Source organism: Streptomyces luteosporeus (genome assembly GCF_039532865.1).
Lineage (GTDB): Bacteria > Actinomycetota > Actinomycetes > Streptomycetales > Streptomycetaceae > Streptomyces > Streptomyces luteosporeus.
Genome location: NZ_BAAASL010000002.1, coordinates 334,155 through 358,784, shown reverse-complemented (window position 1 = coordinate 358,784; position 24,630 = coordinate 334,155). Strand labels below are relative to the sequence as shown.

General features: G+C 71.1%; 26 protein-coding genes and 1 tRNA gene. 6 read left to right on the top strand and 21 right to left on the bottom strand.

Features of this window, described 5'->3' with window-relative positions; all coding sequences use genetic code 11:
- Positions 1 to 42 precede the first annotated feature (42 nt).
- A tRNA-Pro gene (locus ABD361_RS03790) sits at positions 43 to 116 on the top strand.
- 202 nt (positions 117 to 318) lie between these two features.
- Here ABD361_RS03790 and ABD361_RS03785 read toward each other — a convergent pair.
- The 5 genes from ABD361_RS03785 to ABD361_RS03765 form a co-directional block, all read right to left on the bottom strand.
- Entirely contained in the window at positions 319 to 1,071 is a 753-nt protein-coding gene (locus ABD361_RS03785; protein WP_344433204.1) for a GntR family transcriptional regulator, read from the bottom strand.
- Positions 1,072 to 1,082: 11 nt separating this feature from the next.
- Positions 1,083 to 1,478, bottom strand: coding sequence for a hypothetical protein (locus ABD361_RS03780; protein ID WP_344433203.1), 396 nt, complete (start codon positions 1,476 to 1,478; stop codon positions 1,083 to 1,085).
- Between the two features lie 17 nt (positions 1,479 to 1,495).
- A complete protein-coding gene (locus tag ABD361_RS03775; RefSeq protein ID WP_344433202.1) occupies positions 1,496 to 3,262 on the bottom strand; it encodes a hypothetical protein in 1,767 nt (588 codons plus the stop codon).
- Positions 3,263 to 3,495: 233 nt separating this feature from the next.
- Entirely contained in the window at positions 3,496 to 3,906 is a 411-nt protein-coding gene (locus ABD361_RS03770) for a pyrophosphohydrolase domain-containing protein (RefSeq protein ID WP_344433201.1), read from the bottom strand.
- Positions 3,903 to 5,087: an FAD-dependent monooxygenase gene (locus tag ABD361_RS03765; protein ID WP_344433200.1), complete on the bottom strand. Its 1,185-nt coding sequence runs from the start codon at positions 5,085 to 5,087 to the stop codon at positions 3,903 to 3,905. The genes ABD361_RS03770 and ABD361_RS03765 overlap by 4 nt, the downstream gene beginning before the upstream one ends.
- Before the next feature lie 254 nt (positions 5,088 to 5,341).
- Between ABD361_RS03765 and ABD361_RS03760 the strand changes: the two genes are divergently transcribed.
- Complete coding sequence (locus ABD361_RS03760) at positions 5,342 to 7,156, top strand: S9 family peptidase (RefSeq protein ID WP_344433285.1); 1,815 nt, start codon at positions 5,342 to 5,344, stop codon at positions 7,154 to 7,156.
- On the opposite strand, the gene ABD361_RS03755 is transcribed toward ABD361_RS03760, so the two are convergent.
- The 7 genes from ABD361_RS03755 to ABD361_RS03725 all read right to left on the bottom strand — a co-directional run bounded on the left by ABD361_RS03755 (position 7,071) and on the right by ABD361_RS03725 (position 14,462).
- A complete protein-coding gene (locus ABD361_RS03755) occupies positions 7,071 to 7,922 on the bottom strand; it encodes an SURF1 family protein (protein ID WP_344433199.1) in 852 nt (283 codons plus the stop codon). The two genes, ABD361_RS03760 and ABD361_RS03755, sit on opposite strands and share 86 nt — an antisense overlap.
- A 73-nt stretch (positions 7,923 to 7,995) precedes the next feature.
- Positions 7,996 to 9,339 carry a hypothetical protein gene (locus tag ABD361_RS03750; protein WP_344433198.1) on the bottom strand — a complete coding sequence of 448 codons (1,344 nt, stop codon included), beginning with the start codon at positions 9,337 to 9,339 and terminating at the stop codon, positions 7,996 to 7,998.
- Positions 9,336 to 9,983 carry a SigE family RNA polymerase sigma factor gene (locus tag ABD361_RS03745; RefSeq protein ID WP_344433197.1) on the bottom strand — a complete coding sequence of 216 codons (648 nt, stop codon included), beginning with the start codon at positions 9,981 to 9,983 and terminating at the stop codon, positions 9,336 to 9,338. Before ABD361_RS03745 ends, ABD361_RS03750 begins: the two co-directional genes overlap by 4 nt.
- Positions 9,984 to 10,441: 458 nt before the next feature.
- Positions 10,442 to 11,566 carry an aspartate-semialdehyde dehydrogenase gene (locus tag ABD361_RS03740; RefSeq protein WP_425583134.1) on the bottom strand — a complete coding sequence of 375 codons (1,125 nt, stop codon included), beginning with the start codon at positions 11,564 to 11,566 and terminating at the stop codon, positions 10,442 to 10,444.
- Positions 11,563 to 12,834, bottom strand: coding sequence for an aspartate kinase (locus ABD361_RS03735; RefSeq protein WP_344433195.1), 1,272 nt, complete (start codon positions 12,832 to 12,834; stop codon positions 11,563 to 11,565). Before ABD361_RS03735 ends, ABD361_RS03740 begins: the two co-directional genes overlap by 4 nt.
- Before the next feature lie 106 nt (positions 12,835 to 12,940).
- Positions 12,941 to 13,753, bottom strand: a complete 813-nt coding sequence (locus ABD361_RS03730) for an alpha/beta fold hydrolase (RefSeq protein ID WP_344433194.1) — start codon at positions 13,751 to 13,753, stop codon at positions 12,941 to 12,943.
- Between the two features lie 43 nt (positions 13,754 to 13,796).
- The gene (locus ABD361_RS03725; RefSeq protein WP_344433193.1) at positions 13,797 to 14,462 is read right to left on the bottom strand and encodes a DUF4097 family beta strand repeat-containing protein; all 666 of its coding nucleotides are present in this window, start codon (positions 14,460 to 14,462) and stop codon (positions 13,797 to 13,799) included.
- Positions 14,463 to 14,701: 239 nt separating this feature from the next.
- On the opposite strand from ABD361_RS03725, the gene ABD361_RS03720 reads away from it, so the two are divergent.
- Both ABD361_RS03720 and ABD361_RS03715 read left to right on the top strand, forming a co-directional pair.
- Positions 14,702 to 15,421 carry a helix-turn-helix domain-containing protein gene (locus ABD361_RS03720; RefSeq protein WP_344433192.1) on the top strand — a complete coding sequence of 240 codons (720 nt, stop codon included), beginning with the start codon at positions 14,702 to 14,704 and terminating at the stop codon, positions 15,419 to 15,421.
- 3 nt (positions 15,422 to 15,424) lie between these two features.
- Positions 15,425 to 15,895 (top strand): hypothetical protein, encoded by a 471-nt coding sequence (locus tag ABD361_RS03715; RefSeq protein WP_344433190.1) that lies wholly within the window; start codon positions 15,425 to 15,427, stop codon positions 15,893 to 15,895.
- A gap of 37 nt (positions 15,896 to 15,932) precedes the next feature.
- Here the strand turns inward: ABD361_RS03715 and ABD361_RS03710 are convergent, their stop codons facing one another.
- Positions 15,933 to 16,226: a hypothetical protein gene (locus ABD361_RS03710; protein ID WP_344433189.1), complete on the bottom strand. Its 294-nt coding sequence runs from the start codon at positions 16,224 to 16,226 to the stop codon at positions 15,933 to 15,935.
- Between the two features lie 282 nt (positions 16,227 to 16,508).
- On the opposite strand from ABD361_RS03710, the gene ABD361_RS03705 reads away from it, so the two are divergent.
- Positions 16,509 to 16,874 carry a hypothetical protein gene (locus tag ABD361_RS03705; protein ID WP_344433188.1) on the top strand — a complete coding sequence of 122 codons (366 nt, stop codon included), beginning with the start codon at positions 16,509 to 16,511 and terminating at the stop codon, positions 16,872 to 16,874.
- A 28-nt stretch (positions 16,875 to 16,902) separates the two neighbouring features.
- On the opposite strand, the gene ABD361_RS03700 is transcribed toward ABD361_RS03705, so the two are convergent.
- From ABD361_RS03700 to ABD361_RS03685, 4 genes are all read right to left on the bottom strand, one after another.
- The gene (locus ABD361_RS03700) at positions 16,903 to 17,451 is read right to left on the bottom strand and encodes a Uma2 family endonuclease (RefSeq protein ID WP_344433187.1); all 549 of its coding nucleotides are present in this window, start codon (positions 17,449 to 17,451) and stop codon (positions 16,903 to 16,905) included.
- A 184-nt stretch (positions 17,452 to 17,635) separates the two neighbouring features.
- Positions 17,636 to 18,475, bottom strand: coding sequence for a hypothetical protein (locus tag ABD361_RS03695; protein ID WP_344433186.1), 840 nt, complete (start codon positions 18,473 to 18,475; stop codon positions 17,636 to 17,638).
- A 214-nt stretch (positions 18,476 to 18,689) separates the two neighbouring features.
- On the bottom strand, positions 18,690 to 18,962 hold the full coding sequence (locus tag ABD361_RS03690) for a DUF397 domain-containing protein (RefSeq protein ID WP_344433185.1): 273 nt from the start codon (positions 18,960 to 18,962) through the stop codon (positions 18,690 to 18,692).
- Positions 18,959 to 19,780 carry a helix-turn-helix domain-containing protein gene (locus ABD361_RS03685; RefSeq protein ID WP_344433184.1) on the bottom strand — a complete coding sequence of 274 codons (822 nt, stop codon included), beginning with the start codon at positions 19,778 to 19,780 and terminating at the stop codon, positions 18,959 to 18,961. The genes ABD361_RS03690 and ABD361_RS03685 overlap by 4 nt, the downstream gene beginning before the upstream one ends.
- 138 nt (positions 19,781 to 19,918) lie before the next feature.
- Between ABD361_RS03685 and ABD361_RS03680 the strand changes: the two genes are divergently transcribed.
- A complete protein-coding gene (locus ABD361_RS03680; RefSeq protein WP_344433183.1) occupies positions 19,919 to 20,404 on the top strand; it encodes a hypothetical protein in 486 nt (161 codons plus the stop codon).
- Here ABD361_RS03680 and ABD361_RS03675 read toward each other — a convergent pair.
- The 4 genes from ABD361_RS03675 to ABD361_RS03660 all read right to left on the bottom strand — a co-directional run bounded on the left by ABD361_RS03675 (position 20,346) and on the right by ABD361_RS03660 (position 24,610).
- Complete coding sequence (locus ABD361_RS03675; protein ID WP_344433182.1) at positions 20,346 to 21,014, bottom strand: DUF5063 domain-containing protein; 669 nt, start codon at positions 21,012 to 21,014, stop codon at positions 20,346 to 20,348. The two genes, ABD361_RS03680 and ABD361_RS03675, sit on opposite strands and share 59 nt — an antisense overlap.
- Complete coding sequence (gene recR, locus ABD361_RS03670; RefSeq protein ID WP_344433181.1) at positions 21,007 to 21,606, bottom strand: recombination mediator RecR; 600 nt, start codon at positions 21,604 to 21,606, stop codon at positions 21,007 to 21,009. The genes ABD361_RS03675 and recR overlap by 8 nt, the downstream gene beginning before the upstream one ends.
- Positions 21,607 to 21,653: 47 nt before the next feature.
- Positions 21,654 to 21,989 (bottom strand): YbaB/EbfC family nucleoid-associated protein, encoded by a 336-nt coding sequence (locus ABD361_RS03665; protein ID WP_344433284.1) that lies wholly within the window; start codon positions 21,987 to 21,989, stop codon positions 21,654 to 21,656.
- Positions 21,990 to 22,135: 146 nt separating this feature from the next.
- Positions 22,136 to 24,610 carry a DNA polymerase III subunit gamma and tau gene (locus tag ABD361_RS03660; protein ID WP_344433180.1) on the bottom strand — a complete coding sequence of 825 codons (2,475 nt, stop codon included), beginning with the start codon at positions 24,608 to 24,610 and terminating at the stop codon, positions 22,136 to 22,138.
- Positions 24,611 to 24,630 lie beyond the last annotated feature (20 nt).

Genomic DNA, 24,630 nt, shown 5'->3' with positions numbered 1-24,630 from the left:
TCGTTGCTCCGGAGCCCGCAAAAACGGGGGCCGGTCGCACATCGGGGTGTAGCGCAGCTTGGCAGCGCGCTTCGTTCGGGACGAAGAGGTCGTGGGTTCAAATCCCGCCACCCCGACAGGTGAAACACCAGGTCAGGCCCGGTCTTCTGTGATGGAAGACCGGGCCTGACCTGTTTGTGGAGTGCCCGGGAGCCCCCCCCGCGGGGAGGAATCCACACGGCCGGTCCTGTGCAGCGCCCTCAGCAGCCTGTCGAGCACAGCCAAAGGTGACCTGGGACGCACCTCCAGCCGAGCACGAAGCCCCGCTTCCTTACCCCACTAGGTGACCGGCACCTCGTAGACGATCTCGCAGAGCGAGGTCGGCACGACGATGTCGGCCGTTTCCACCGCCCTACCGTCGTTGCTGAAGTACGTCCGCTGTATCCGCGTCACCAGAGCGCCACGCTGGATGCCGAGGAGGTTCGCTTCTCCGGCATTGGCATGTCCGGGCTCCGGCCGCTCGACCGCGCGGACCACCGTGACGCCGATCTCCGCCATACGCCCGACGACGCCTCTACCAGCATGAGGTCCCGCCTCCGGCAGCACCACGAGCGTGCCGGAGGTGATCTCGTAGGGCTCCCAGCTGATCGACAGCTGCACCGGCTTTCCGTCAGCCAGGAACACGTACGACGTACGCACGCAATAGGCACCTGCCTGGATGCCGAGCCGTTCGGCGATGTCCGCCGGCGCCGGTATCAGGGGGTCGCTGCGGCTATCCCAGGATCCGTGTTTCCCGAGCTCCACCGTGCCGGCATAGAACGGCGAACCCTCAGTTCGCTCACGTTCCGGCGAACGCAGCAAACACACCCGCTCACGGGGCTCGGCGACGTACGTCCCGGAGCCGCCCCGCCCCACGAGCACACCTTGGGCTATGAGCAGCTCCTGGGCCCGGCGGACGACAGCTTCGGTCGCCTCGCACTCCTGGGCCAGTTGCGTACGCGACGGAAGGCGGTCACCCGGCGACCACTCCTGCTCCTTGATTCGTTGTCGAAGCACATCAGCGGTCCGGAGGTAGGGTGGCCGCTCACGCATAGCATCCCGCCTCAGCCCAACCACTCGGCAATGGCATGAGCAAGGGCCTCACCCCCCTGTTGCACCGCGGTCCCCATTACCAGAGCCGGCAACGCCTGAATGGCCCCGCGCAGTGCACCAACGGCTTGCGGATTCTCGGCTGCCAGTGAGATGTCGATGGAGTCGGCCATGGCCCGGAGCACTTGCGCGTTCGGCAAGCCGTCCTGGTTCCGTTCCACCTCCGTGCGGAATGTCGAAAGGAGGTCCCGCACGGCTTCCACACTCGCCGCAGGAGCGTCGGCCGACGCCGACTGGTGGACGTCAGTGATGTTCTGCCCCACCACGTTCTGCAGGGGACCACTGTTGTTGCCACCAATGCTGATACCTGAGCCGTACCCCGGATCCGGTTCCGGGCGTCGTCCTACCACCTGCCACTCCTTTCCACCTAGGCCTTATTGTCCTGGCCCACGTTGTTGATCCCGCTGCCGGCAACGTTCTGGATGGGCGCGTTGTTGTCGCCGTAGACCTGAATGTTGGTGATGACAGCAGCCACCTGACGCTCGTACGGAGCAGTGTCGATCCCCAATTCCTTGAGGTACTCGGAGACTGTGCGAAAGATGCAGGTCTGCATGAGGACGACGTGCCGTTTCGCGTCGTCGGCCTGGTGCATGTCGAGAATTTCCTCGATGGAGTACCGATCACGGAGGCTGACCGGGTCCTTCTCCTCGGCCCGGCTGTCATCCGACTGCACACCAAGCGCAATCCGGGCCATCAACCGCCACAGCACGAGCGGCCCGTTGACGGCATCCAGCAGGGACTGCACCGCGACCCAGCCGAACAGCTTCATCCCGCGCCTGGTCACTGGTGCATCGGTCACCCGTAATTCGTTGTAGAGCGGCGTCATGACGTGGGGGCGCAAGGTCATTCGCAACTCGCCTGCTTCCAACGCGGCGTGTGCAAAAACGGTGACTACGACCTGCCCGGACCAACTGATGCACTGCGCCCGCAGGTACAGCCGATCGGGCACACTGGACGGTGAACGACGACCACGACCGCGGAGATCGGGCATATCCAGCTTCGTTGCGCGAGTCCGTTGCAGCCACAAATCGGAAGGCAGGCCGAGGACCTCATTGACTGAGAAACCGGGCAGTGGATCGGTGATCTCTCGGGCGCCACGCCCCAGGTCCCTGAGGTCCGCGCCCATCCGGCGCAGCAGTTCCACCTCGCCGAAATCTTTGACCGGCTCCTCCGGATCCTTGGGTTTGAGCGGGATACCGATGTCGGCCGCTCCCCATACGTCCCGACCGGCGCCGACGAATCGTTCCGGGTGGTCGTAGGGAAGCTCCCGCCACGTCTGTTTACTGCTGATCTCCTCCATCCGCCGACCGGTCCTTGCCGCCACCCGCGGCATGCGGGCGTCCCCGACGCCGTCCCTGAGGATTCCGGCCAATCCCGCCCTCGCGGCGAGCCGATCGCCTATACAAACCAGTGCAGTTACGGACAGTAAGGCGAACGGGAGCAGAAGCAGCCCGGCCCGCAGGTTCACCACCTCGCTGCGAACCGGCTCGTATGGCACGACCGCGAGCAACCACGGCACACACAGCACGAAATACGCCACACGCGGCGTGGGTGCCAGCTTCGACCTCTTGCCCTTCCTCGACGCCCGGAGCGCCGCCCACCGCATCAAGAGCGCCAGCAAGATGGTCCCGCCCCACACGGCGGCCGCTCGGGGGACCGCGTACGCCACTGCAGTGACCAGCAGCATCACTGTCACCCGCCGCAGCCGACGTCGTCGGCGTGCACGAAGACTGTGCTCGACTACGGGCACCAGATCGAAGCCATACGACGGAACAGGCAACGGCGGTCCGTGCAGGACATGGTCCAGAACCCACTGCGCCATGGGCTCGCCCAAAGGAGGGCACTCGTCATGGCCCTCCAGGTAGATACGTCTGCGAGTGCTACGCCGGGGCTTGTTCGGTCGCTTGTCCTTTCCCCGGACACGGCGCCACCACGTCTTGACGGCTGCGATCTGGTCAGGACGCACGTAGACGGCTTGGCACAGCAGCCTGGTGACGTCCGACGAGGTGGGCTCCACCTCGTCGAAACGGTGATCGACGGTGGAGACAGTCCCGGACGGAGTCGGCACCGCCGGCCCGTCGACCACCCCCTGCGCTGTACCTTCCCGAACGCGCAGCCCCTTGCCGAACCCCATGCCCGCCCCCCGGTTCGCTGATACGGCGGGCATCCTCACGGTGAACCTGTAGATACGCCAGATCGCAAAGGTGACAATGACCCCATAAAGCCTGCTTGTGCAAGGTTGACTGAATACCGTTGACTCGCTGGGCCGCAGTAGGGCATATCGATGCGCAGCCCCAGCCCGCGGGGCATGGAACCCGGGGTGGGTGCCGGGAGGGCGGGCGGGTGCCCTGCCCTCCCGGGGGCGGATCAGTCCGTCGTCGGTTCTTGCCAGCCCTGGGCTTGGAGGGCTCCGGTGATGTCCGGGGGCTGGTAGTGGGGGCCCTTGAGGACCTTGCCGTCGGGGCGGAGGAGCGGGTGGCCGTGCGGGGGCAGTTTGCTCATGTTCGCGCGGTGGACCTCGGCGATCACGGCGTCCAGGTCGATGCCGTGCACCAGGGCCGTGCCGTATGCGACGTACACCACGTCGGCCAGTTCGTGGGCCAGGCGGTCGAGGGGGCCGTCGACCGCTACTTCTGCGACCTCGGCCACCTCTTCGGCCAGGAGGTCCTGGCGGTGGGCGGCCAGTTCCGGGGGGATCTCCGTGGGGGTCGTGCGGGCGTCCAGGCCGAAGGCATGGTGGAACTCGCGGACCTTCTCGGCCGGGGAGGGGTGGGTCACTGGTAGTCCTTGGGGCTGAAGGAGTTGACTACTGTTGCGAAGTCCATCAGATCCTTTTCGGCATCGCCGGAGACGCTTTCCCCGTTGAGCGCGGCCACCTCGGACTCCCAGCGGGCCTTGTTGGCCAGGGCCAGTTGCTGGTTCAGGCTCACGTACTCGCGCAGTTCGCTCTCGTACGCGGCGAATGCGGTGCGGTGATCGCCGTCGGCGGCGCGGAGTTCGCCGGCCAGGACGTACGCGCCCACCATCGCCATGCTCGTGCCCTGGCCGGACATCGGCGAGCCGCAGTAGCCGGAGTCGCCCAGCAGGACCACCCGGCCGTGTGACCAGCTGTCCATGTGGATCTGGCTCATGGAGTCGAAGTGGAAGTCGGGCGCATTCCACATGTGGGTCAGGGCGTTGGGGAATTCCCAGCCGCCGTCCGCGAGGCGGTCGGCGAGGAGCTTCTTGTGGGAATCGGTGTCGCGGTAGTCGTACGCCAGCGGCTCCTCGGGCTCGAAGCCGAGGTAGACCCGGGCCTCGGTGTTGTCACGGACGCTCATGGCGCCGCCCCAGGAGCCGTCGGCCCGTACGCACATGGTCTGCCAGTGGTCGAGGCCGAGGAAGTTGGGGGCGGTGAAGACGGCGAGGTAGGTGCCGAGGTGGCGGATGAACCGTTCCTCCGGGCCGAAGACGAGCCGCCGGACGTTGGAGTGCAGACCGTCGGCGCCGACGACGAGATCGAAGGTGCGCGGGGCGCTGTTCTCGAAGGTGACCGCGACCTCGTTCTCGGTTTGTTCGAGGGAGGCGATGGAGTCGCCGAAGAGGTATTCCGGGCCGTCCGTGCCGCCGGCGGCGTCGACGATCAGGCGGCTGAGGTCGTCGCGCATGATCTCGACGTCGGCGCCGGCGAAGTCGAGGTCGGTCAGCGTGCGGTCCTCGCTGCGGTAGAGCTCCTTGCCCGCCTCGTCCACCAGCGACATGCCGCGCACGCCGGTGCGCAGGGCGCGGATGTCGTCGAGGATGCCCATCTTCTCCGCGACGCCGAGGGCGGGGCCGCGCACGTCGATGGCCTGGCCGCCGGGGCGCAGGCCGGGCGAGCGCTCCACCACCGTGACGTCGAAGCCGTACCGGCCGAGCCAGTAGGCGAGGGCGGGGCCGCCGATGCTGGCGCCGGAGATGAGGATTCTGGTGTTCTTCACGGTTCTGGGCTCCCCCTGTACGTGGTCGACGCCGCCCGGGCTGCTGTTGCCCGGTGTCGGCGCGAGGATGATCAAGAGTGCGGGGGGCGTGTGTCAACCGGATGAGCGAAGGCCCTGGTGGGTGACGGAGTTGTCCACAACCGGCGAGTACTCCACAGACTCCGGCGGCCCCGGCCACGACGTCGGACCAGCAGCGCAGAATGGTGGGCATGACTGAGAGCAAGGGGTCCTCGCAGGGCAACTCGACCGCATCCATGCCGGACTGGGAGAAGAGGTTCCGGGCGCCGCGCACAGGCCTGCCCCGGTGGGCGGAAGACGCCCCCGACCGCTCGCTGTTCACCTCGAACGCGACGGGGACCTTCGAGCTGTACGCCTGGGACCGGGCCACCGGCACCCGGCGGCAGGTCACCGACCGGCCGAACGGCACGACCGGCGGCGTGCTGTCGCCGGACGGCGAGTGGATCTGGTGGTTCTCCGACACCGACGGCGACGAGTTCGGTGTGTGGGTCCGCCAGCCGTTCCACGGCGGCCCCGACGAGCCGGCGGCGCCCGGTCTCGCGCCGGCCTATCCGGACGGCCTGGCCCTGGGCCGGGACGGCACCGCCGTCATCGGCCGGTCCACGGACAAGGGCGGCTCCTCCGTGCACGTCGTGCGCCCGGGCGCCGAGCCGGTGGAGATCTACCGCCACGAGCAGTCGGCCGGCGTCGGCGACCTCTCCCACGACGGCTCGCTCGTCGCGATCGAGCACACCGAGCACGGGGACGCCATGCACTCCGCGATCCGCGTCGTGCGGCTCGACGGCACGACCGTGAGCGAGCTCGACGACAGCGAGGGCGGCACCCGGGAGCTGGGGCTGTCGGTGATGGGCTTCGCTCCTATGGACGGCGACAACCGGCTGCTGGTCGGCCACCAGCGCCGGGGCCGCTGGGAGCCGATGCTGTGGGACGCCGTCACGGGCGAGGAGACGCACCTGGCCGTCGATCTGCCCGGCGACCTGGACGCCGACTGGTTCCCCGACGGCACCGCGCTGCTCATCGACCACAACTTCCACGCCCGCAGCGAGCTGTGGCGCTACGACCTGGCCGACGGCGAGCTGACCCGCCTGGAGACGCCGCAGGGCACGGTCTCGGGAGCGCTGGCCCGGCCGGACGGGACGGTGGAGTTCCTGTGGTCGTCGGCCGCCGAGCCGCCGGTCGTGCGCTCCACGGCCGGCCACGTGGTCCTGGAGACGCCCGCGACGCCGCACGGCATCGACCGGGCGCCGAGCTCGGTGCCGGTCACGGACGTGTGGGTGGACGGGCCCGGCGGCAAGGTGCACGCCCTGGTGCAGAAGCCGGCGGGCGAGGGGCCCTTCCCCACCGTCTTCGACATCCACGGCGGCCCGACCTGGCACGACAGCGACGCGTTCGCGGCCGGCCCGGCAGCCTGGGTCGACCACGGCTTCGCCGTCGTACGGGTCAACTACCGGGGCTCCACGGGGTACGGCCGGGCCTGGACGGACGCGCTCAAGCACCGCGTCGGGCTGATCGAGCTGGAGGACATCGCGGCCGTACGGGAGTGGGCCGTGGCCTCGGGGCTCGCCGACCCGCGGCAGCTGGTGCTGTCCGGCGGCTCCTGGGGCGGCTACCTGACCCTGCTGGGCCTGGGCACCCAGCCCGACGCCTGGGCCGTCGGCCTGGCCGCGGTGCCGGTCGCTGACTACGTCACGGCCTACCACGACGAGATGGAGGCCCTGAAGGCCCTGGACCGCACGCTGCTGGGCGGTACGCCCGAGGAGGTGCCGGAGCGCTTCGCCGCCTCGTCACCGCTGACGTACGTCGACCAGGTGCGGGCGCCCGTCTACATCTCGGCCGGCGTGAACGACCCCCGGTGCCCCATACGCCAGGTGGAGAACTACGTGGCGCGGCTGGAGCGGCGCGGCCACCCGCACGAGGTCTACCGCTACGACGCCGGGCACGGGTCGCTGGTGGTGGAGGAGCGGATCAAGCAGCTCCGGCTGGAGATCGCTTTTGCCCAGCGCCATCTGCCCCGGGCTGCGGCTGCTGGGGCAGCGTCTCCTCGGGCGTGATGCCGAGCGCCAGGTCCTTCGCGGCCTCGGCCTCGCGGCGAAAGAGCCGGAACCACATGAAGACGACGAAGCCGGCGAAGACGAACCACTCACCGGTGTAGCCGAGGTTCTGGAACGCCTTGAGGTCCAGGCCGGTGTTGGGCGCGGCGGCCGGCGGCACCGGGGTCAGGGGGGCGGGGGCCTTCGCGACGGTGACCCACGCGTCGTACACCTCGTACGGCACGAGGTTCACCAGCGAGGCGGCGCTGATCACGCCGAGCTGTCCCTGCGGCAGCCCACCGGAGGGGCCGACGCCCTTCGAGGTCCGGCTCTCCGACGGCTGCAGGGCGCCGGTGACGCTCGTCTCGCCCGCGGGCGGCGCCGGCACCTTGGCGGCGTCGGCCGCAGAGCCGGCGTCGCCGGGCAGCCAGCCCCGGACCACCGGCAGGGCCTTGCCGCCGTCGGTGCGCAGCATGGTCAGGACGTAGAAGCCCTTGCGGCCGTCGAGGTCGCGGTCGGGCACGAGCAGTTGGTGCCCGGTGTCGTACCGGCCGGTCGCGGTCACCTGGCGGCCGGAGGTCTCCGTGGTGACGGGAAGGAGGTCGCGCAGCGGCGCGGAGGCGGCCGTGCGGGCGTCGTCGGCCTGGGTCTGCTGCTCACGGTGCGAGTCGACGCGCGTCTCGAACCGCCCGAGCTGCCAGCTGCCCATGAACAGGCACAGCGGAATGGCCAGCACGGTGAAGACGTTGATCGCCCACCAGCGGGGAGTCAGCAGGAACCGATACACACCACCACGGTACGGGCACGGGAGCGGTTGCCGTCCGCCGGGGCGGCCCCGGGCCGTCGGTCGGCCTCGTCGCTCAGGGCTTCGCCGGAGTCGTCGTCGCCAGGGGGCCCGTCCGGTAGACCGTGCCCGCGCAGGCCTCCCGGATGGTGGCGTCGGCCGCCTTCGGCTCGCCCGCGTCCGGGACGTGGGAGAGGACGACGCTGCCCGGTGTGCTGCCGCTCCGGGCGGCGACCTGCTGGGCGGTCTGCGGTTTTTGTTCCGCCGCGGCCGCCGACGGGGCGGAGGAGGCGCCGCCCGCCGGGGTGGGCGAGGGCTCCGGCCGGTTGCAGCCGCTCTGCCCGCCGTCCGCCGCCGGCACCCAGGCGAACCGGATCTCGTACGCCTGGCCCGGCTGGAGGATCACCTGGCTGGGCACGGTGCCGGGGTCCGGCAGCCCGGGGGCCGCGTCGCCGGAGGTGTGGTCGACGACGGAGACCCGCGAACCGTCGGCACCGCCCTGGGCGTGTGCGGCGACGACGCCGGAGCCGGCGACGGCGCAGACGGTGCGGGAGACGTTGACGACGCGGAAGGCGCCGTAGATCTTGCCGTCCTTGTCGGCGTTCTCGACGCTGCTGCTGCCCTGGCCGAGCTGGTCCCGGTCGCAGGTCGGCGAGGACGCGATCAGGGTCGGCCCGGGGGCGGGGACGCCGGCTGCCGTGCTGCCGCCGGGGCCGGGGGTGGCGGTGCGGTCGCCGTTCCCCGGGCGGTCCGTGCCCTTCTCCTCGCCCTTGCGGGCGGTGTCGGGGCCGGCGGAGGTGCCCTCGTCGGCTCCGTCGGCCGCGCGACCGTCGTCGTGCCGTCCGTCGGCGAGCTGGTGGGTGCGCTGCCGGCTGCTGGCGGCGTTGGCGGCGCGGTCGTCGCCGGTGGCGGCAGTGGTGGCGGCGTGGATCAGCGCGGGCAGCGCCGTGGCCGCGAGGATCACGGCGGCCGCGGCACCGACGACGGCCTGACGGCGCCGGGTGCGCCGGGCCGGCACGGCGTGCCGCAGCCGCTCGAGCGCGTCGGAGCGCGGTTCGAGGTCGCCGACGGCGCCCTGCAGCATCCGCCGCAGCGCGTCCTCGTCGAGGGAGTCGGGGGAGCCGTTGCCGTCCCGGCTGCCGGCGAGGGGGTCGCCGGCAAGGCCGGCGCGACCGCCGTCACCCCCGCCTGCGCCGTGCGCACCCTCGCCGCCGCCGTCGAGGCGGCCCTTGTCGCCGGGGCTTGCGCCGTGCGCACCGTCGCTGCGGCCTGCGGCGCGACCGCCGTCACCACGGCCTGCGCCATGGGCGCCGTCACCGTGGGCGCCGGTGCCGGGGGCGCCGTCACCGTGGGCGCCGGTGCCAGGTGCGGGAGCCTCCGGCTCCTCCCCCGTCGGCTCCTGCGGGTAGTGGTGGGTCATACCGGCGCCTCCATCGCGACACGGAGGGCGGCGATGCCGCGCGAGCCGTACGCCTTGACCGAGCCGAGGGAGAGGCCGAGGGTCTCGGCGACCTGGGCCTCGGTCATGTCGGCGAAGTAGCGCAGGACGAGCACCTCGCGCTGTCGGCGCTGCAGTCCACGCATGGCTTTGATCAATTGGTCCCGCTCCAGCTGTTCGTACGCTCCCTCCTCGGCACTCGCCATGTCGGGCATCGGCTTCGAGAGCAGTTTCAGCCCGAGGATGCGGCGACGGAGCGCGGAGCGGGAAAGATTGACGACAGTCTGCCGCAGATAGGCGAGGGTCTTCTCCGGGTCGCGGACGCGGCCGCGGGCGGAGTGCACCCGGATGAAGGCCTCCTGCACCACGTCCTCGCAGGAGGCCGTGTCGTCGAGGAGCAGGGCGGCGAGGCCGAGCAGCGACCGGTAGTGGGCGCGGTAGGTCTCGGTGAGGTGGTCGACGGTGGTGCCCGCAGCCATTGCCTCGTCAGCGTCCCCGGTGCGGGGCGTCGCCGGCGCGGGCGTCCGTACGGCGGCCGGGGTGGCGGGCCGGTCCTGGGCGGGTACGGGGGCGGGTGCCGGGGACTGTCCGGGGCGGGCGGCCGGCCAGGGCGCGATCACCGGCATACCGCCCGCTGTGCCGGCACGCGGGCGCACCGCGGCGCTGCCGCGCCGTGGGACGGTTGCGATGCTGATGACCTCTGCCACGCCTGTTGGACACGCTTCCCCCCGTCAGGGTTGTACGCGCGGGGCAGCGCCCTCCCCCGCGCGCCGTGCGCCACGCCGCATGACGCGGCGTCAGGTGCCCTCATGCGTACCAGCTCTTCCCTCAATGCCCCGGTTTGTCTGCCGTGGTCCCAGCGCCACCCGCCGATCCCACCCACCCGTCGTGGGAGACGTAGACGCGCCCCGCCGACGTCCTGGTTGCGGCGACTCCGCGGCGGCTCCGCGGCGATTCGCCGGCGCCGGCACGCCGGAGCGCATGGTCGAACGGATCCGGCCACCGATTCAAGAGGTCTGGACCAACGAGTTGATCACAGCACCTTCACACGTTCGGCCGACGGTCAGCAAGTAATCAGCAAGTATTACCGAGCGGTCAGCCCGGCCGCCACGAGTTCCGCGATCTGCGCGGCGTTGAGCGCGGAGCCTTTGCGGAGATTGTCCCCGCAGGCGAAGAGTTCCAGGGCGCACGGGTCGTCCAGGGAACGCCGCACCCGCCCCACCCAGGTCGGATCGGTGCCCACCGCATCGACCGGAGTGGGGAACTCCGCCTCCTCCGGGCTGTCGCACAGCACCACGCCCGGCGCGTTGGCCAGGACCTCGTGCGCCCGCTCGACGTCCACCTCGTGCTCGAAGCGCGCGTGCACGCTCACCGAGTGCGTGGCGACCACCGGTACGCGTACGCACGTCGCGCTCACCGGCAGCTCCGGCAGCCCCAGGATCCTGCGGGTCTCCTCGCGGATCGCGAGCTCGCGCGACGACCAGCCGCCCTCGGCCGGCTCCCGGTCCCCGGCCCACGGCACGACGTTCAGCGCGACCGGCGCCTGGAAGGGCCCCATCCGGTCGCCGACCGCGCGCCGTACGTCGCCCGGGTGCGTACCCAGCTCCCGGCCGCCGCCCGCCACCACGGCGAGCTGGGCGCGCAGCGCGTCGACGCCGGCCCGGCCGGCGCCGGAGACGGCCTCGTAGGAGGAGACGACCAGTTCGCGCAGCCCGAAGGCCGCGTGCAGCGCACCCACCGCGACGATCATCGACAGCGTGGTGCACCCGGGGTTGGCGATGATGCCGCGGGGGCGCAGGCGCGCGGCGCCGGCGTTGACCTCGGGCACCACCAGCGGTACGTCCGGTTCCGAACGGAAGGCGCCCGAGCTGTCCACGACGACCGCGCCCTTGGCGGCCGCGACGGGTGCCCAGCGCGCCGCCACCCACTCGGGTACGGCGAACAGCGCGACGTCGACGCCGTCGAACGCCGCCTCGTCCAGCGCGACGACCTCGGTCTCCACGCCCCGGACGATCAGCTTCCGCCCGTGCGAGCGGGGCGAGGCGACGAGCCGGATCTCGCCCCAGATGTCCGCGTGCTGGGACAGGATCTCCAGCAGCACCGCCCCCACGCCGCCCGTCGCACCGACGACGGCCAGCGTGGGGGCAACGGTCCGCACCCAGGGACCACCCGTCGGGCCCGGACGGCCCTCCGGGTGGGCGGCGGTCATCGGCCGGTGCCGCCGTAGACGACAGCCTCGTCGGTCTCGCTGTCCAGGCCGAAGGCCGTGTGGACGGCGCGGACGGCCTCGTTCACGTCGTCGGCACGGGTGACCACCGAGATGCGGATCTCGGAGGTCGAGATCAGCTCGATGTTCACACCGGCGTTGGACAGCGCCTCGAAGAAGGTCGCCGTGACGCCCGGGTTGGTCTTCATCCCCGCGCCGACCAGCGAGATCTTCGCGATCTGGTCGTCGTAGCGCAGCGAGTCGAAGCCCACGCGGGACTTCGTCTTCTCCAGCGCCTCGACCGCCTTGGCGCCCTCGGTCTTGGGGAGGGTGAAGGAGATGTCGGTCAGACCGGTCGACGCCGCGGAGACGTTCTGGACGACCATGTCGATGTTGATGTCGGCGTCCGCGATCGCGCGGAAGATCGTCGCGGCCTCGCCCGGCTTGTCCGGCACCCCGACGACCGTGATCTTCGCCTCGGAGGTGTCGTGCGCGACGCCCGAGATGATCGCCTGCTCCATCGGCTCGTCCCCTTGCGGTTCGTTGCTGACCCAGGTGCCGCGCAGCCCGGAGAAGGACGAGCGGACGTGGATCGGGATGTTGTAACGGCGCGCGTACTCCACGCAGCGGTGCAGCAGCACCTTCGAACCGGAGCTGGCCAGCTCCAGCATGTCCTCGAACGAGATCCAGTCGATCTTCCGGGCCTTCTTCACCACCCGCGGATCGGCGGTGAAGACGCCGTCGACGTCGGTGTAGATCTCGCACACCTCGGCGTCCAGCGCCGCCGCCAGCGCGACGGCGGTGGTGTCGCTGCCGCCACGACCCAGGGTGGTGATGTCCTTCTTGTCCTGGGACACACCCTGGAAGCCGGCCACGATCGCGATGTTGCCCGCATCGAGCGACTGCTGGATCCGGCCCGGCGTGACGTCGATGATCCGCGCTTTGTTGTGGGCCGAGTCGGTGATGACTCCGGCCTGGCTGCCCGTGAACGACTGCGCCTCGTGACCGAGGTTTTTGATCGCCATGGCCAGCAGCGCCATGGAGATCCGCTCTCCGGCGGTCAGCAGCATGTCGAACTCGCGGCCGGCCGGCATCGGCGAGACCTGCCCGGCGAGATCGATCAACTCGTCCGTCGTGTCACCCATCGCGGAAACCACGACAACGACCTGGTGGCCGTTCTTCTTGGCTTCGACGATTCGCTTGGCAACCCGCTTGATGCCCTCGGCATCGGCAACGGAGGAGCCTCCGTACTTCTGCACGACAAGGCCCACGTGCGCTCCTCGCAGCTATACGTAATGCGGTCCGCTTCAGTCTAACGAGGGGGCGGAATGGACCATGCCGGTGTCACATCGTGAGACGTCACGGGAAACTTCACCGTCACTCGCCGCCGAGACCGCCGACTTCGCGTACGGCCTCGGCGATGGCCCGGAAGTCCTTGCGCAGGATCGCGCCGTGGTTGCTCGCCACCTTCGCGGCGATGCGGATGTTCGCGTTGCGGGCGGTTGCCGCGTCGAGGCCGGCGCGGATTCGTTCCTGCTCGTCGCCGCGGCTTCCGAAGGACGCCCCCGACGCCACCACGTACCGCACCGGGACGGTGATGTCGTCCAGCACGGGGCCCAGCTCGCTCTCGCGGGAGAGCCTGCCGAGCTCGATGTTGCTGTCCGCCTGCTGTGCGGCGGTCATCCGCGGGACCAGGCCCGTCGGGCGCAGCAGCGGCGCGAACCAGGCCAGGCGCCGGAACAGCTTCCGGATCCGCTGCTCCATGGCCTCGTCCAGCCAGTCGTACGGGAACGCGCCGTCGACCAGGACCGCGCCCACGGTACGGTCCGGATTCCGGGCGGCCCAGTGCGCCGCGACGACCGCTCCGTAGGACCAGCCCACCAGCACCGCCCGCTCCACGCCCCTGGCCGTGAGAACGGCATCCACATCCCGGACGGCGGCCTCGAAGGAGTAGTCCGCCGAGGTCTTCGACTTCCTTCCGCGGGCCCGCTCGTCGTAGGTGATGTGCCGCCACCCCGGCCCCAGTTCGGCGACGGTCCGTCGCCAGTAGCCCTGGGTGGCGAACTGGCCGTTGAGGTAGACCACGGGGATGCCGGGGCCGCCTGTGTCGGTGACGGCCAGGGCCGTGTCGTCCACCGGCACCATGCCGGTCCAGGGCGCGGCGGCCGCGACCGAGTTGTTCTTCTTCATGCGTTCCCCCTGGTCGTGTCGTGTGTCGTGTACGGGTTCCGGTTCAGAGGCTGCGGGCGGTGATGTCGCCGTGCGGGGTGGTGGCGCGGATGTCGAGTTCGGCGGTGCCGTCGTTCTTGAGGGCGTTGCTGATGCGGCCGTAGCCGGTGCCGGCGTCCAGGGCGGCCGAGACGCCTGCCGCCGCGGTCACCGAGATGTCGCCGGACTGGGTACGGAGCACGACCGCGCCGCGTACGGCCTCGCCGATCCGGATGTCGCCCCGCGCGGTGCTGATCTCCGCGGGGCCGCCCAGCCGGCCGACCTCGACGTCGCCGTCGACCGCGGTCAGGCGCAGGCTCGCGGCCTCGTCGACCTTGATCTGGCGGTACGCGCCGTCGAAGACGACGTCACCGAGGCGGCCGACGCCGCGCAGCTCGCAGGCGGCGGTCCTCGCCTCGACGCGGGATCCGGCGGGCAGCTGGACGGTGATCTCCACGGAGCCCGAGCCGCCGAAGAGCTGGTTCCTGGGCTCGGGAGTGGCGATCCGCAGGACGCCGTCGGCGTAGGCGACGGTGGTCTGCTCGGCGGTCTGGACGTCGCGGCTCTTGGCAGGGTTCGCGGGCAGGACCTCGACGGTGGTGTCGGTGCGGTCGGCGGCGATGAGCTGGATGCGCCCGGCGGGGACGTCGAGGACGGCGGAGACCGGGGCGGGGGTGGCGAACTTCTGCATGGTGCGCTCCTTCGAGGCGAGTCGTGGGCGTCGTTTCCGACACCAGAAACGCTACGTTGCGTTCGCGGATCAGGCAATCGATTCATTGCGCGTAAGCGTCATTCTTGCAGCTCAGCGCACATAAATCGTTGCAATGCCCTGGACGGCAACGCAACGCCACCGCACCCCGCTCGTTGCAATGAACCGACCGTAAACGCTACCCTGGCCACCCACGACGAGGACGACGAAGGAGAACCGCGATGCCGGGAGGCAGGCTCACCCAGCAGGAACGCCAGAAGATCGCGCTGGGACTGGCCGACGGCCTCGCCTACGCCGAGATCGCCCGCCGCCTCGACCGCCCCACCTCGACCATCACGCGCGAGGTGATGCGCAACGGCGGCCCCACCGCCTACCGCGCCGACCTCGCCCACCGCGCAACCGAACGCCGCGCCCAACGGCGCCCGCAGGCCGCGCCCCGCGCCACGGACGCGCCCCCGCAGGCCCACGGACGCGATGCCGCGGCGGTGCGCGAGTACGAGGAGGCGTTCACCACGATGCTCATGCAGTCGGGCACGCCCAAGATGATGGCCCGGGTGCTGTCCTGCCTGTGCATCAGCGACACGGGCAGCCTCACCGCGTCCGAACTCGTACGGCACCTGCAGGTCAGCCCGGCGTCCGTGTCCAAGGCGGTCGCGTTCCTCGAAAGCCAGGGCCTCGTCCGCCGGGAACGCGACGAACGCCGCCGCGAGCGCTACATCGTCGACGACGACGTCTGGTACCAGTCCATGATGGCCGCCGCCCGCGGCACCGCCGCCATCGCCGAAACCGCACGCCAAGGCGTCGGCGTCCTCGTCCCCGGCACCCCGGCGGCCACCCGCCTCGAAAACATCGCCCGCTTCCTCGACTTCGTCTCCGAGAGCACCACCCGCGCCGCCAACCAGGCCCGCGAAATCCTCCGCACGCCTCAGGCAGAGCAGTAGCCCGTGGCACACGAGATCGTCACCGTCTGCCTGCCGCCGGACGCGCACCACGCCCTGCACTCCGCCGTCGAGGCGGCCCTGGCGCCCTTCGACATGAACGGTGACCACGAGCCCTACCAAGGCGAATGGGACCTGTGGTGGCTCGGCCGGCCGGGCGAGGAGTTCGCCGTACTCCCCGGCCACGAGGACGACCCGCGCCTGGTACGAGCACCCCTCGACGCCTACGGCAGGCCCCGCCACTGGACGCCCGGGCAGTGCGACGGCGGCCCGCGCAGGCTGCTCGACTTCGCCGGCATGCGGGCCCGCGACGCGCGTGCGCTCGTCACGGACCACCTGCTCACCCTGGACGGGGCGTGGGGCTGCCCCAACACCGTGCCCGGCCCGCCCGGCACCGGCTACTCCGACTTCGTCGACGCGTATCTGGACGGCCTGCCGCCGGATGTCATGGTCGTCCACCTGCGCATCCACTGCTGACGAGCCGGGGCCAGCCGGGCCGGGCCCGCTGCAGGCGTCAGTTGCCTGCCATCGTGCAGGCGCTGTCGGACCTTGTCGCGGAGATCGCGGCGGCCTTGGTGAGCAGCGCGTTGCACAGCGTGCCCGGGCCCGGCTTCGGGAGGCCGAGTCCGCCGACCGCGCACGCGAGGTCGCCGACGGAGGTGTTGCGGGCCGGGTTGGAGCCCGCGAGGTAGTTGGCGCAGGAGGCCGGGGTGGCGTGGGCGGCCGGGGCCGCGATGACCGCTCCTCCGGCGGCCAGGGCAAGGGTGCCCAGGGCGGCGGCGAGGCGGGTGCGGATGCTTCCGGTCATGGGGGGTGTCCTCACTTGAGTGGGGGCAAAGGCCGAAGCTGGAGACCGGAACATCTGGTTCCGATCACTTCGGGCTGGTAACCCGATAAGAGGACCGTCGGTCACGCCACGAAGGAGTGATCAAAGGCCGCACTCGGGCCTCAACTGACCTGTATGTACCGGGAGTTCACCCGCCGGGGTGGAGTAAATCCACGAATGGCGTCATCGGCGCCTTTGCCCTCCGGCGGTCGGCACCATGGGCGTACCACCCCCCGATCCGCACCCCTCCCCGAAGGGACCCCCATGCGTCTGCGCCCCGCGCTGCTCGCCCTCGCGAGCGCCTTCGTCCTGGTCACCTCGGTCGCCACGACCGCGCACGCGGATGCGGAGGGCGGGATCAACTACCGCTACACCCAAAGCGGAGAGGCGACCGATCCACACACCTCCCTGGTGGAACAGCCCCTGAACGAATGCATCGCCATCCCCGACATCGAGAATGCCGAAACCGCGTACGCCTACGCCGCGAAGAACGTCAGCACCAACGCCAGGGCCGAGATCTACCCGGAGGACGGCTGCGGGGGCCCCAAGACCGTCCTCGCCCCCGATGAAGAGGCGCCCGACTCCGTCCACTTCCGGACGGTGAAGTTCGTCCCCACCTCCACCGGGTGAACGCCGGGACGGCCCCGCCGGACCCGTCCTAGTCGGCGAACTCCTTCAGCGCCTCCGTCTCCAGGACGATGCCGACGGGGTCGGGGATCTCGACGCGGGCGCCGAAGGGGTGCGTCGCAACGCGGCAGTACTTCCCCTTCGCCGGTTCCGTGTGCACGGTGACCTCACAGCGGTCGCGGTCGACGAGCAGAAACACCGGGATGCCCGCAGCCGCATAGCCGTCGGGCTTCTCGATGCGGTCCCGACGCTCGGTGTCGAAATCGTGGGACGTGATCTCGACCGTCATCAGCACGCCATCGGGGTCGGCCCACTCCCCCTGCCCGGCGAAGTACTTCCGAGGCGCGAGGGCGCCATCCGTGCGCGCCCGCCCCTTGCGGTAGGTCTCGACCTTCAGCCCCCGCTCCGGATAGAGGGCAAGATCCGGTCGCTGCTGCATGCACTGCGTCAGCAGCCACATGGTGATCTCACCGTGATTACCGTCCGGTGGCCGCTTGACCTCAACCCTTCCGTCGATGAACTCAAGCCGTACGTTCTCCGGCGCCCTGCGGGAGAACTCCTCGAACTCCTCCACCGACATCTGCGGCCTACGAGTGGTCATGTACGGCTGACGTCGGCGTCATTTGCCGCCGGTCGGAACGTGGAAGGGACGTCCTCCAGGCGGCACTTCCGGCACAGGCCGCCGGGCATGGCATCCGAGCGTCCCGGCTCCTCGCAACCGGTGCACAGCAGCTGCACTACGCGTCGGGGAACGGGTTCACTGGTCACGGTTGGCTCCTTCGGTTCTTCAGCGGGAAGCCTGCTGCCGCGCGGCACTTGTCCGCGTGGCGGCTGTGGGCCACCGGCTTCGCGTCGTCGGCGGCACGGAACGTGTCCGGTACGGCGCGTGGGGCCGGGGGTGCCGGCACCAGGTGCCTGATCGGAACCGGGGGCATCTTGACCGCCAGGCGTTTGCCCACGAGTCCGGCCGGGTGGTGTACGTGCTGCGGCAGGCCGGCCGTCACCGCCGCCGTCAGCTGTTCGGCTGTCGCGTCGCGGTCCAGCCACTGCGCGGCGAGCGGTTCGAGTGCCTCGCACTCGGCGGCGGACAGGGTCAGGCGGGGTTCGGCGTGGCGCAGCCGCGCCAGCACCTGGTACGCGCGGGACGGCAGCGCCTGCGGCTGCGGCTGCGGCTGCGGCCGTACGGGTTCCGGCTCGGGGGCGGGACGCGCCTCCGGGTGCTCCCCCACCCGCTCCTCCCACCACGCCTGCGAACGCGCCGTCCGCGAGAAGAACGTCAGCGTCACCCACCGCACCCCGGCCGCGGTCTTCGCGGCCACCTGACGGAGGAACACGTGTCCGGCCTCGCGCAACCGCCGGATCGCCGTCCGGCACGCCTGCTGCCCGTAGTCCGGCAGCACCTTGGCCAGCGTCTTCACGTCCATCGCCGCGCCCTCGGGCAACCGGTCGATGAACGCGGCAATCGCCGCCTCACGCTTGGGCAGATGTACGAAGTCGTGCGCGCCCGGCGGCGCCCGGTCCGGCGCGCTGTGCTTCCCGAAGCCGGGGTTCGCCATGGGGTGTGACGGGGCAGGCAGGACGACACTAGAGTTGGCAGTAGCCACGGATCGAGTCCACTTCGATCTTGTAGGTCAGACCCCGGTTCGGTGTTGGTAGCACCGGCCGGGGTTGTTTGTTGCTGCGCACGCTAGGGCGTCCGTACCGCGTGTCGCAAGCGGATCACGGAAAGTTACTTGGGCGGGTGGGTGGGAGAGAACTCCCCACCGCCCATTCCTTGAAAGCAGCGCTCGGATCTCGGAGCTCGGGTCTTCCCGAAGCTCAAGCGCCGACGAGGAAGCCGAGGAACGCCGCCCAGGAGGCAGCCGGCACGTCGACCCTCGGCGCTTGAGCCCCGAGCTTCGAGTCCCGAACGTGGATGGTGTGGGGGGACGTGGCGGCTACCTCGACGCACGCTTCACCGCCGTTGCCGCTGTAGCTGGACTTACGCCAGTCGAAGGCAACCTCGACGCACGCTTCCCCGCCTTCATCGCTGTAGCTCGACTTGAACCAGTCCAAGTCTTCGCAGTCGGCTATTCGCGACTTGGTGTTCACAACTCTCCCCGCATCTTCTCGATCAAACTCACCGAGTCCTCAGGGGTGAGCGCCTGTGATCGCAGAATGGCATAGCGCAGGTTCAGGTCTGAGACATCCTTCGGGTCAGAGAGCATCACGCTGCCCTTCTGGCCCTCGAAGTACACGATCCGTTGGTGATCCCGAGACTCCAGCACATACATCGGCCCAGCGAGCCCGGCGTGCGTCTCCCTGCGGGTCGGCATGACCTGGATGTCGATATTGCGAAGCTCGGACAGCTCAATCAGCCGTCGTAGCTGACCGCGCATGACTTCTTTGCCCCCGATCCAACGTTCCAGCGTGACCTGCTCAAGGACAGCACTGATCATCGCGGACGGAGTACGCGTCAGCAGCTGCTGGCGTTCCATGCGAGCCAACGACCGCTCCTCGATCTCCTCGTCATCGAGCACTGGCCGGCCACTGCGGAACACCGCCAGCGCGTACTCCTCGGTCTGGAACAGACCAGGGAGCACATGATTCTGGTAGATCCCCAGCGACGCGCACTCCGCTTCATACCGCGCGTACTCCTCGAACCAGTCGGGGAACTTGCTCTGCACAATGTGCCGCGCCGCATCCCGCAACAACCCGCCCGCGTCGAGGAGTTCCTCCGCCGCTTCGATCAGCTGGGCCGACGGCCTGCGCCGTCCCTGCTCGACCGAACAGATCAGGTCCACCGAGTACCGCGCCGCTTCCGCCAGCTGCTCGCGGCTGACGCCTGCGCGTCTGCGCAGGCCCTGCAGCAGTACGCCGAACATCCGCATCGTCGCCGACCTGGACTGCGCTTGCCTGTCGCCCGACATGTCTTCTCCTCCGGCTTTCCCCGGTAGCCGCGGTTCGACACCCGCCCTCGTACCGCTCCCCCGGCGGCGTCGTACACCCCGGATCCGTACAGGCGATGTCACTGAGCAGACTAGGTGCGATCACAGATCGTGGCGGGCGTGACAGAAGAAATTCCCCCCACGGGCGCCGTGCCCGCCTACCGCCCCGACTGGGTACCCGTCCGCGGCCACCACCTGTGGCGTTGCGGAGTGCATTTCGACGTCGTCCGCATGCCCGGTCCGTACGGGCGGGCCGTTGCCGCGCGGTTGCGTGAGCTCGTCGCGCCCGGGGATGCGGGGGCGGTCGTGTACGAGGAGAAGGGGGGCGGCTGGACGTACTTCCTCCTGCCGCCCAACAGCGCCGACGACTACACGTGGCCTGCGGACGTGGAGCGGCTGAGCGGGCCGCGCACGATCGCGTACGTCGGCGTACCGGCACTGCCGGGCGCGGGCAACACGTGGCCGCTGAGCTGGTGCTCGCCGCCCACGCGGGTGGCGCCGTTCGTCGAGCCGGAGGTGCTGCTCGACGTGTTGCTCGACGGGCGGCTCAGCCCTCCCGCGCCGCCCGCCGGGACAGGTGCGGGCCGCCGATCTCGGCGGCCATGACGCGGCCGGCCTCCTCGGCGAGCTGTTCCTCGGGGTCGATGGCGTCGGTGTCGAGGCCGTCGAGTTCGGCGAGGGGCTGGTCGAGGCGGACGTGGGCGACGAGGGACTGCAGGGCGCGCAGGCAGGCGGAGGCGGTGGGGCCCCAGTTGGAGAGGTAGGAGAACTGCCACCACCACAGGGCCTCGTTGACGCGGCCGTTGCGGTAGTGGGCCATGCCGTGGCGCAGGTCGGTGATGATGTCGGCGAGGTCGTCGGAGATGCGGGAGGCGACCGGCGCGCTGCGCGGCACGTACGGGTCGAAGACCTCGGAGTAGACGTCGATGGGGTCGAGCATGGTCGCGAAGCGCTCGCGCAGTTCGTCGACGTCCGGCTCGGGGCCGACGTCGGGCTCGTAGCGCTCGTCGGGGACGAAGTCCTCGTGGGCGCCGAGCCGGCCGCCGGTCAGCAGGAGCTGGGAGAGCTCCAGGAGCAGGAAAGGCACGGCGCTGTCGGGTTCGTCACCGCGGGAGACCTCGGTGACGGCGACGATGAAGCTCTCGACCGAGTCGGCGATGGAGACGACGAAGTCGTCGGGGTCGCGCTTCGCGTCGTGCAGGGTTGCGTCAGACATCGAGAAGTCTTCTCCCTTCGAAGGCACGCCCCAGCGTGACCTCGTCGGCGTATTCAAGGTCCCCACCCACGGGAAGACCGCTGGCCAGCCGGGTGACCTTCAGTCCCATGGGCTTCACCATGCGCGCGAGGTACGTGGCCGTCGCCTCGCCCTCGAGGTTGGGGTCGGTGGCCAGGATCAGCTCGGTGACCGTGCCGTCCGCGAGCCGTGCCAGCAGCTCGCGGATGCGCAGGTCGTCCGGGCCGACGCCCTCGATGGGGCTGATCGCCCCGCCGAGAACGTGGTACCGGCCGCGGAACTCTCGGGTCCGCTCGATCGCGACGACGTCCTTGGGCTCCTCCACCACACAGATCACGGCCGGATCGCGGCGCGGGTCCTGGCAGATGCGGCAACGCTCCTCCTGCGCCACGTTGCCGCAGACCACGCAGAACCGCACCTTCGCCTTGACCTCGGTGAGTGCGTGGGCGAGCCGGCGGACGTCGGCCGGCTCGGCCTGGAGGATGTGGAAGGCGATCCGCTGCGCGCTCTTGGGACCGACGCCGGGCAGCCTGCCCAGCTCGTCGATGAGGTCCTGGACCACGCCTTCGTACACGGATCGGTGCTCCTTCTCGGGATGTGGTTATGGGGTTGTCAGAAGGGTCAGAAGGGGAGGCCGGGGATGCCGCCCAGGCCCTGGGTCAGCGGGCCCAGCTTCTGCTCCTGCATCTCCTGGGCGCTCGCCGTGGCGTCGCGGACGGCGGCGAGGACGAGGTCGGCCAGGGTCTCGGTGTCCTCCGGGTCCACGGCCTTCGGGTCAATGACCAGGCCCTGGAGCTCACCGGCACCGGTGACGGTGGCCTTGACCAGCCCGCCGCCCGCCGTGCCCTCGACCAGGGTGCGGGCCAGCTCCTCCTGGGCCGCGGCGAGGTTCTGCTGCATTTTCTGGGCCTGCTGGAGCAGCTGCTGCATGTTGGGCTGACCACCACCGGGGAACACGATCGGCTCCTGCACTGTCGACGACTACGGCGTACTGCTACTGCGTAGCCGAGCCTACGTGCTCGCCGCGCGGCGCGCCCCACGCCGTGCGAACCGGGCGCCGGGGACGACCCCGGCACCCCGCTCACCTGCGGTTTCGCTCGCGATTACTCGTGGGGGATTTCCTCGATGACGGTCGCGCCGAGCTCGCGGACGATCAGGTCGTGACCGGTGAGGGCGGTGTCGTCGAGGTCCGGATCGTCCTCGGCGGGCACGTCCTCCTCGATCGGCACCGGCGGCGGAGCCGCCTCCGCCTCCCGGTACGGCTGCGCGGGCGGGGCCGCCGGGGCGGCCTGGGGCCGCACGGGAGCCGGGGCCGCCGGAGGCGGCGCGGGGGCCGCGGGGGCGGCGGGGGCGGCGGGACGGGCGTACGACGGCGCTGCCGCTACGGGGGCGGGGGCGCCGCCGCCGGCGCCACCGGAGGGGTCGACCAGCAGCTCGGGGCGCCACTGCAGGCCGAGGTCGCCGAGGGCCTGGCGCAGGACGTCCTCGCTGCCGCTGTTGGCGAAGCTGTCGCGGGCACCGGCGGTGGCGAAGCCGACCTGGAGGGTGCTGCCGTCGAAGCCGGAGACGTGGGCGTTCTGGCTGAGCAGGATCCACGTGAAACGGCGACGGTTCTTGACCGCCTCCAGGATGTTCGGCCACAGCTGGCGGGCCTGGGTGGCGTCGCCCTGAACGGGCACCGGGGCGCCCGTGGCGGGCGCGGGTGCGGGCGCGGCGGCCGGCGCCCCGCCGCCTGCGGCGGGGCCCGAACCGGGCGCGGCCGCCGTCGGCCAGGCGCCGGCAGGCGCTGCGGACGACGCGGACGGCTTGGCGGGGCCGGAACCGGGCGCGGCTGCCGTCGGCCACGCACCTGCGGGAGCCTGCGCAGGGGCCTGGGCGGGGCCCGAACCCGGCGCGGCCGCCGCCGGCCAAGCGCCGGGGCGCGAGCCGCCGCCGCCTTCGGCGGGCGGCTGCGCGGGGGCGCCCGCAGGGGCCGGTGAGGCCCCGGTGGGCCAGGCCCCGGCAGGCTGGCCGCCACCGGCAGGGGACGGAGCCGGCTGCTGCGGCGAGGCCGCGGCGCCCTGGCCCGAGGCCGCACCGGCCGCCGGCCAGGCGCCGGACGGCGCGGTCGCAGCAGCCTGGCCTGCAGGGCCACTGGCCCCAGCGCCCGGCCCACCGGCCGCCGGCCAGGCGCCGGACGGCGCGCCTGCGGGCGCCTGGCCCGCCGGGCCACCGGCGCCCGCGTCCGCACCGCCGTGCGCCGCAGGGCCACCCGCACCCGCCGTCTGCGGCGCGCCCTGCGCGCCGTTCGCACCGTTCGCACCCTGCGTGCCCGCCACGGCCGCGCGGGCCGCCGCCCGGCCCGAGAGGCCGGCGGGCAGCGGCGCGTGGGCGTCGGGACCGGGGACGTACCCCACCGGCGGCATCGCGGTGGCAGGGCCCATGCCCCGCTCCAGGCGGTCGAGCCGGGCCCGTACCGACCGCTCGTCGTCGAAGGCGGCCGGCAGCAGCACGCGGGCGCAGATCAGCTCCAGCTGCAGGCGCGGCGAGGTGGCGCCGCGCATCTCCGTCAGGCCCTGGTTGACGAGGTCGGCGGCGCGGCTGAGCTCGGCGGCACCGAAGACGGAGGCCTGGGCCTGCATGCGCTCGACGACGTCGACGGGGGCGTCGATGAGGCCCTTCTCGACGGCGTCGGGCACGGCGGCGATGATCACGAGGTCGCGCAGGCGCTCCAGCAGGTCGGCGACGAAGCGGCGGGGGTCGTTGCCGCCCTCGACGACGCGGTCGACGACCTCGAAGGCGGCCGCGCCGTCGCCGGCGGCGAAGGCGTCGACGACGGCGTCCAGCAGGGAGCCGTCGGTGTAGCCGAGGAGGGACGTCGCCATGGCGTATGTCACACCGGCCTCGTCGGCGCCGGCGAGCAGCTGGTCCATGACGGACATGGAGTCACGCACGGAGCCGGCGCCGGCGCGCACGACCAGGGGCAGCACGCCGTCCTCGACGGGGATCTTCTCCTGCTCGCAGACCTGCCCCAGGTACTCGCGCAGGGTGCCCGGGGGCACCAGCCGGAACGGGTAGTGGTGGGTGCGCGAGCGGATGGTGCCGATGACCTTCTCGGGCTCGGTGGTCGCGAAGATGAACTTCAGGTGCTCCGGCGGCTCCTCGACGACCTTCAGCAGGGCGTTGAAGCCCGCCGAGGTGACCATGTGGGCCTCGTCGATGATGTAGATCTTGTAGCGGCTGGAGGCGGGGCCGAAGAAGGCCTTCTCGCGCAGCTCGCGGGCGTCGTCGACACCACCGTGGGAGGCGGCGTCGATCTCGATCACGTCGATGGAGCCCCGGCCGTTGCGCGCCAGGTCACGGCAGGACTGGCACTCGCCGCAGGGGGTGGGCGTCGGCCCGTTCTCGCAGTTCAGGCAGCGGGCGAGGATGCGGGCACTGGTCGTCTTGCCGCAGCCGCGCGGCCCACTGAACAGGTACGCGTGGTTGACCCGGTTGTTCCGCAGCGCCTGCTGCAGCGGGGTGGTGACATGCTCCTGCCCGATGACCTCTGCGAAGGACTCGGGGCGGTAGCGGCGGTAGAGCGCGAGGGACGACACACCTACGACGATATCGGGCC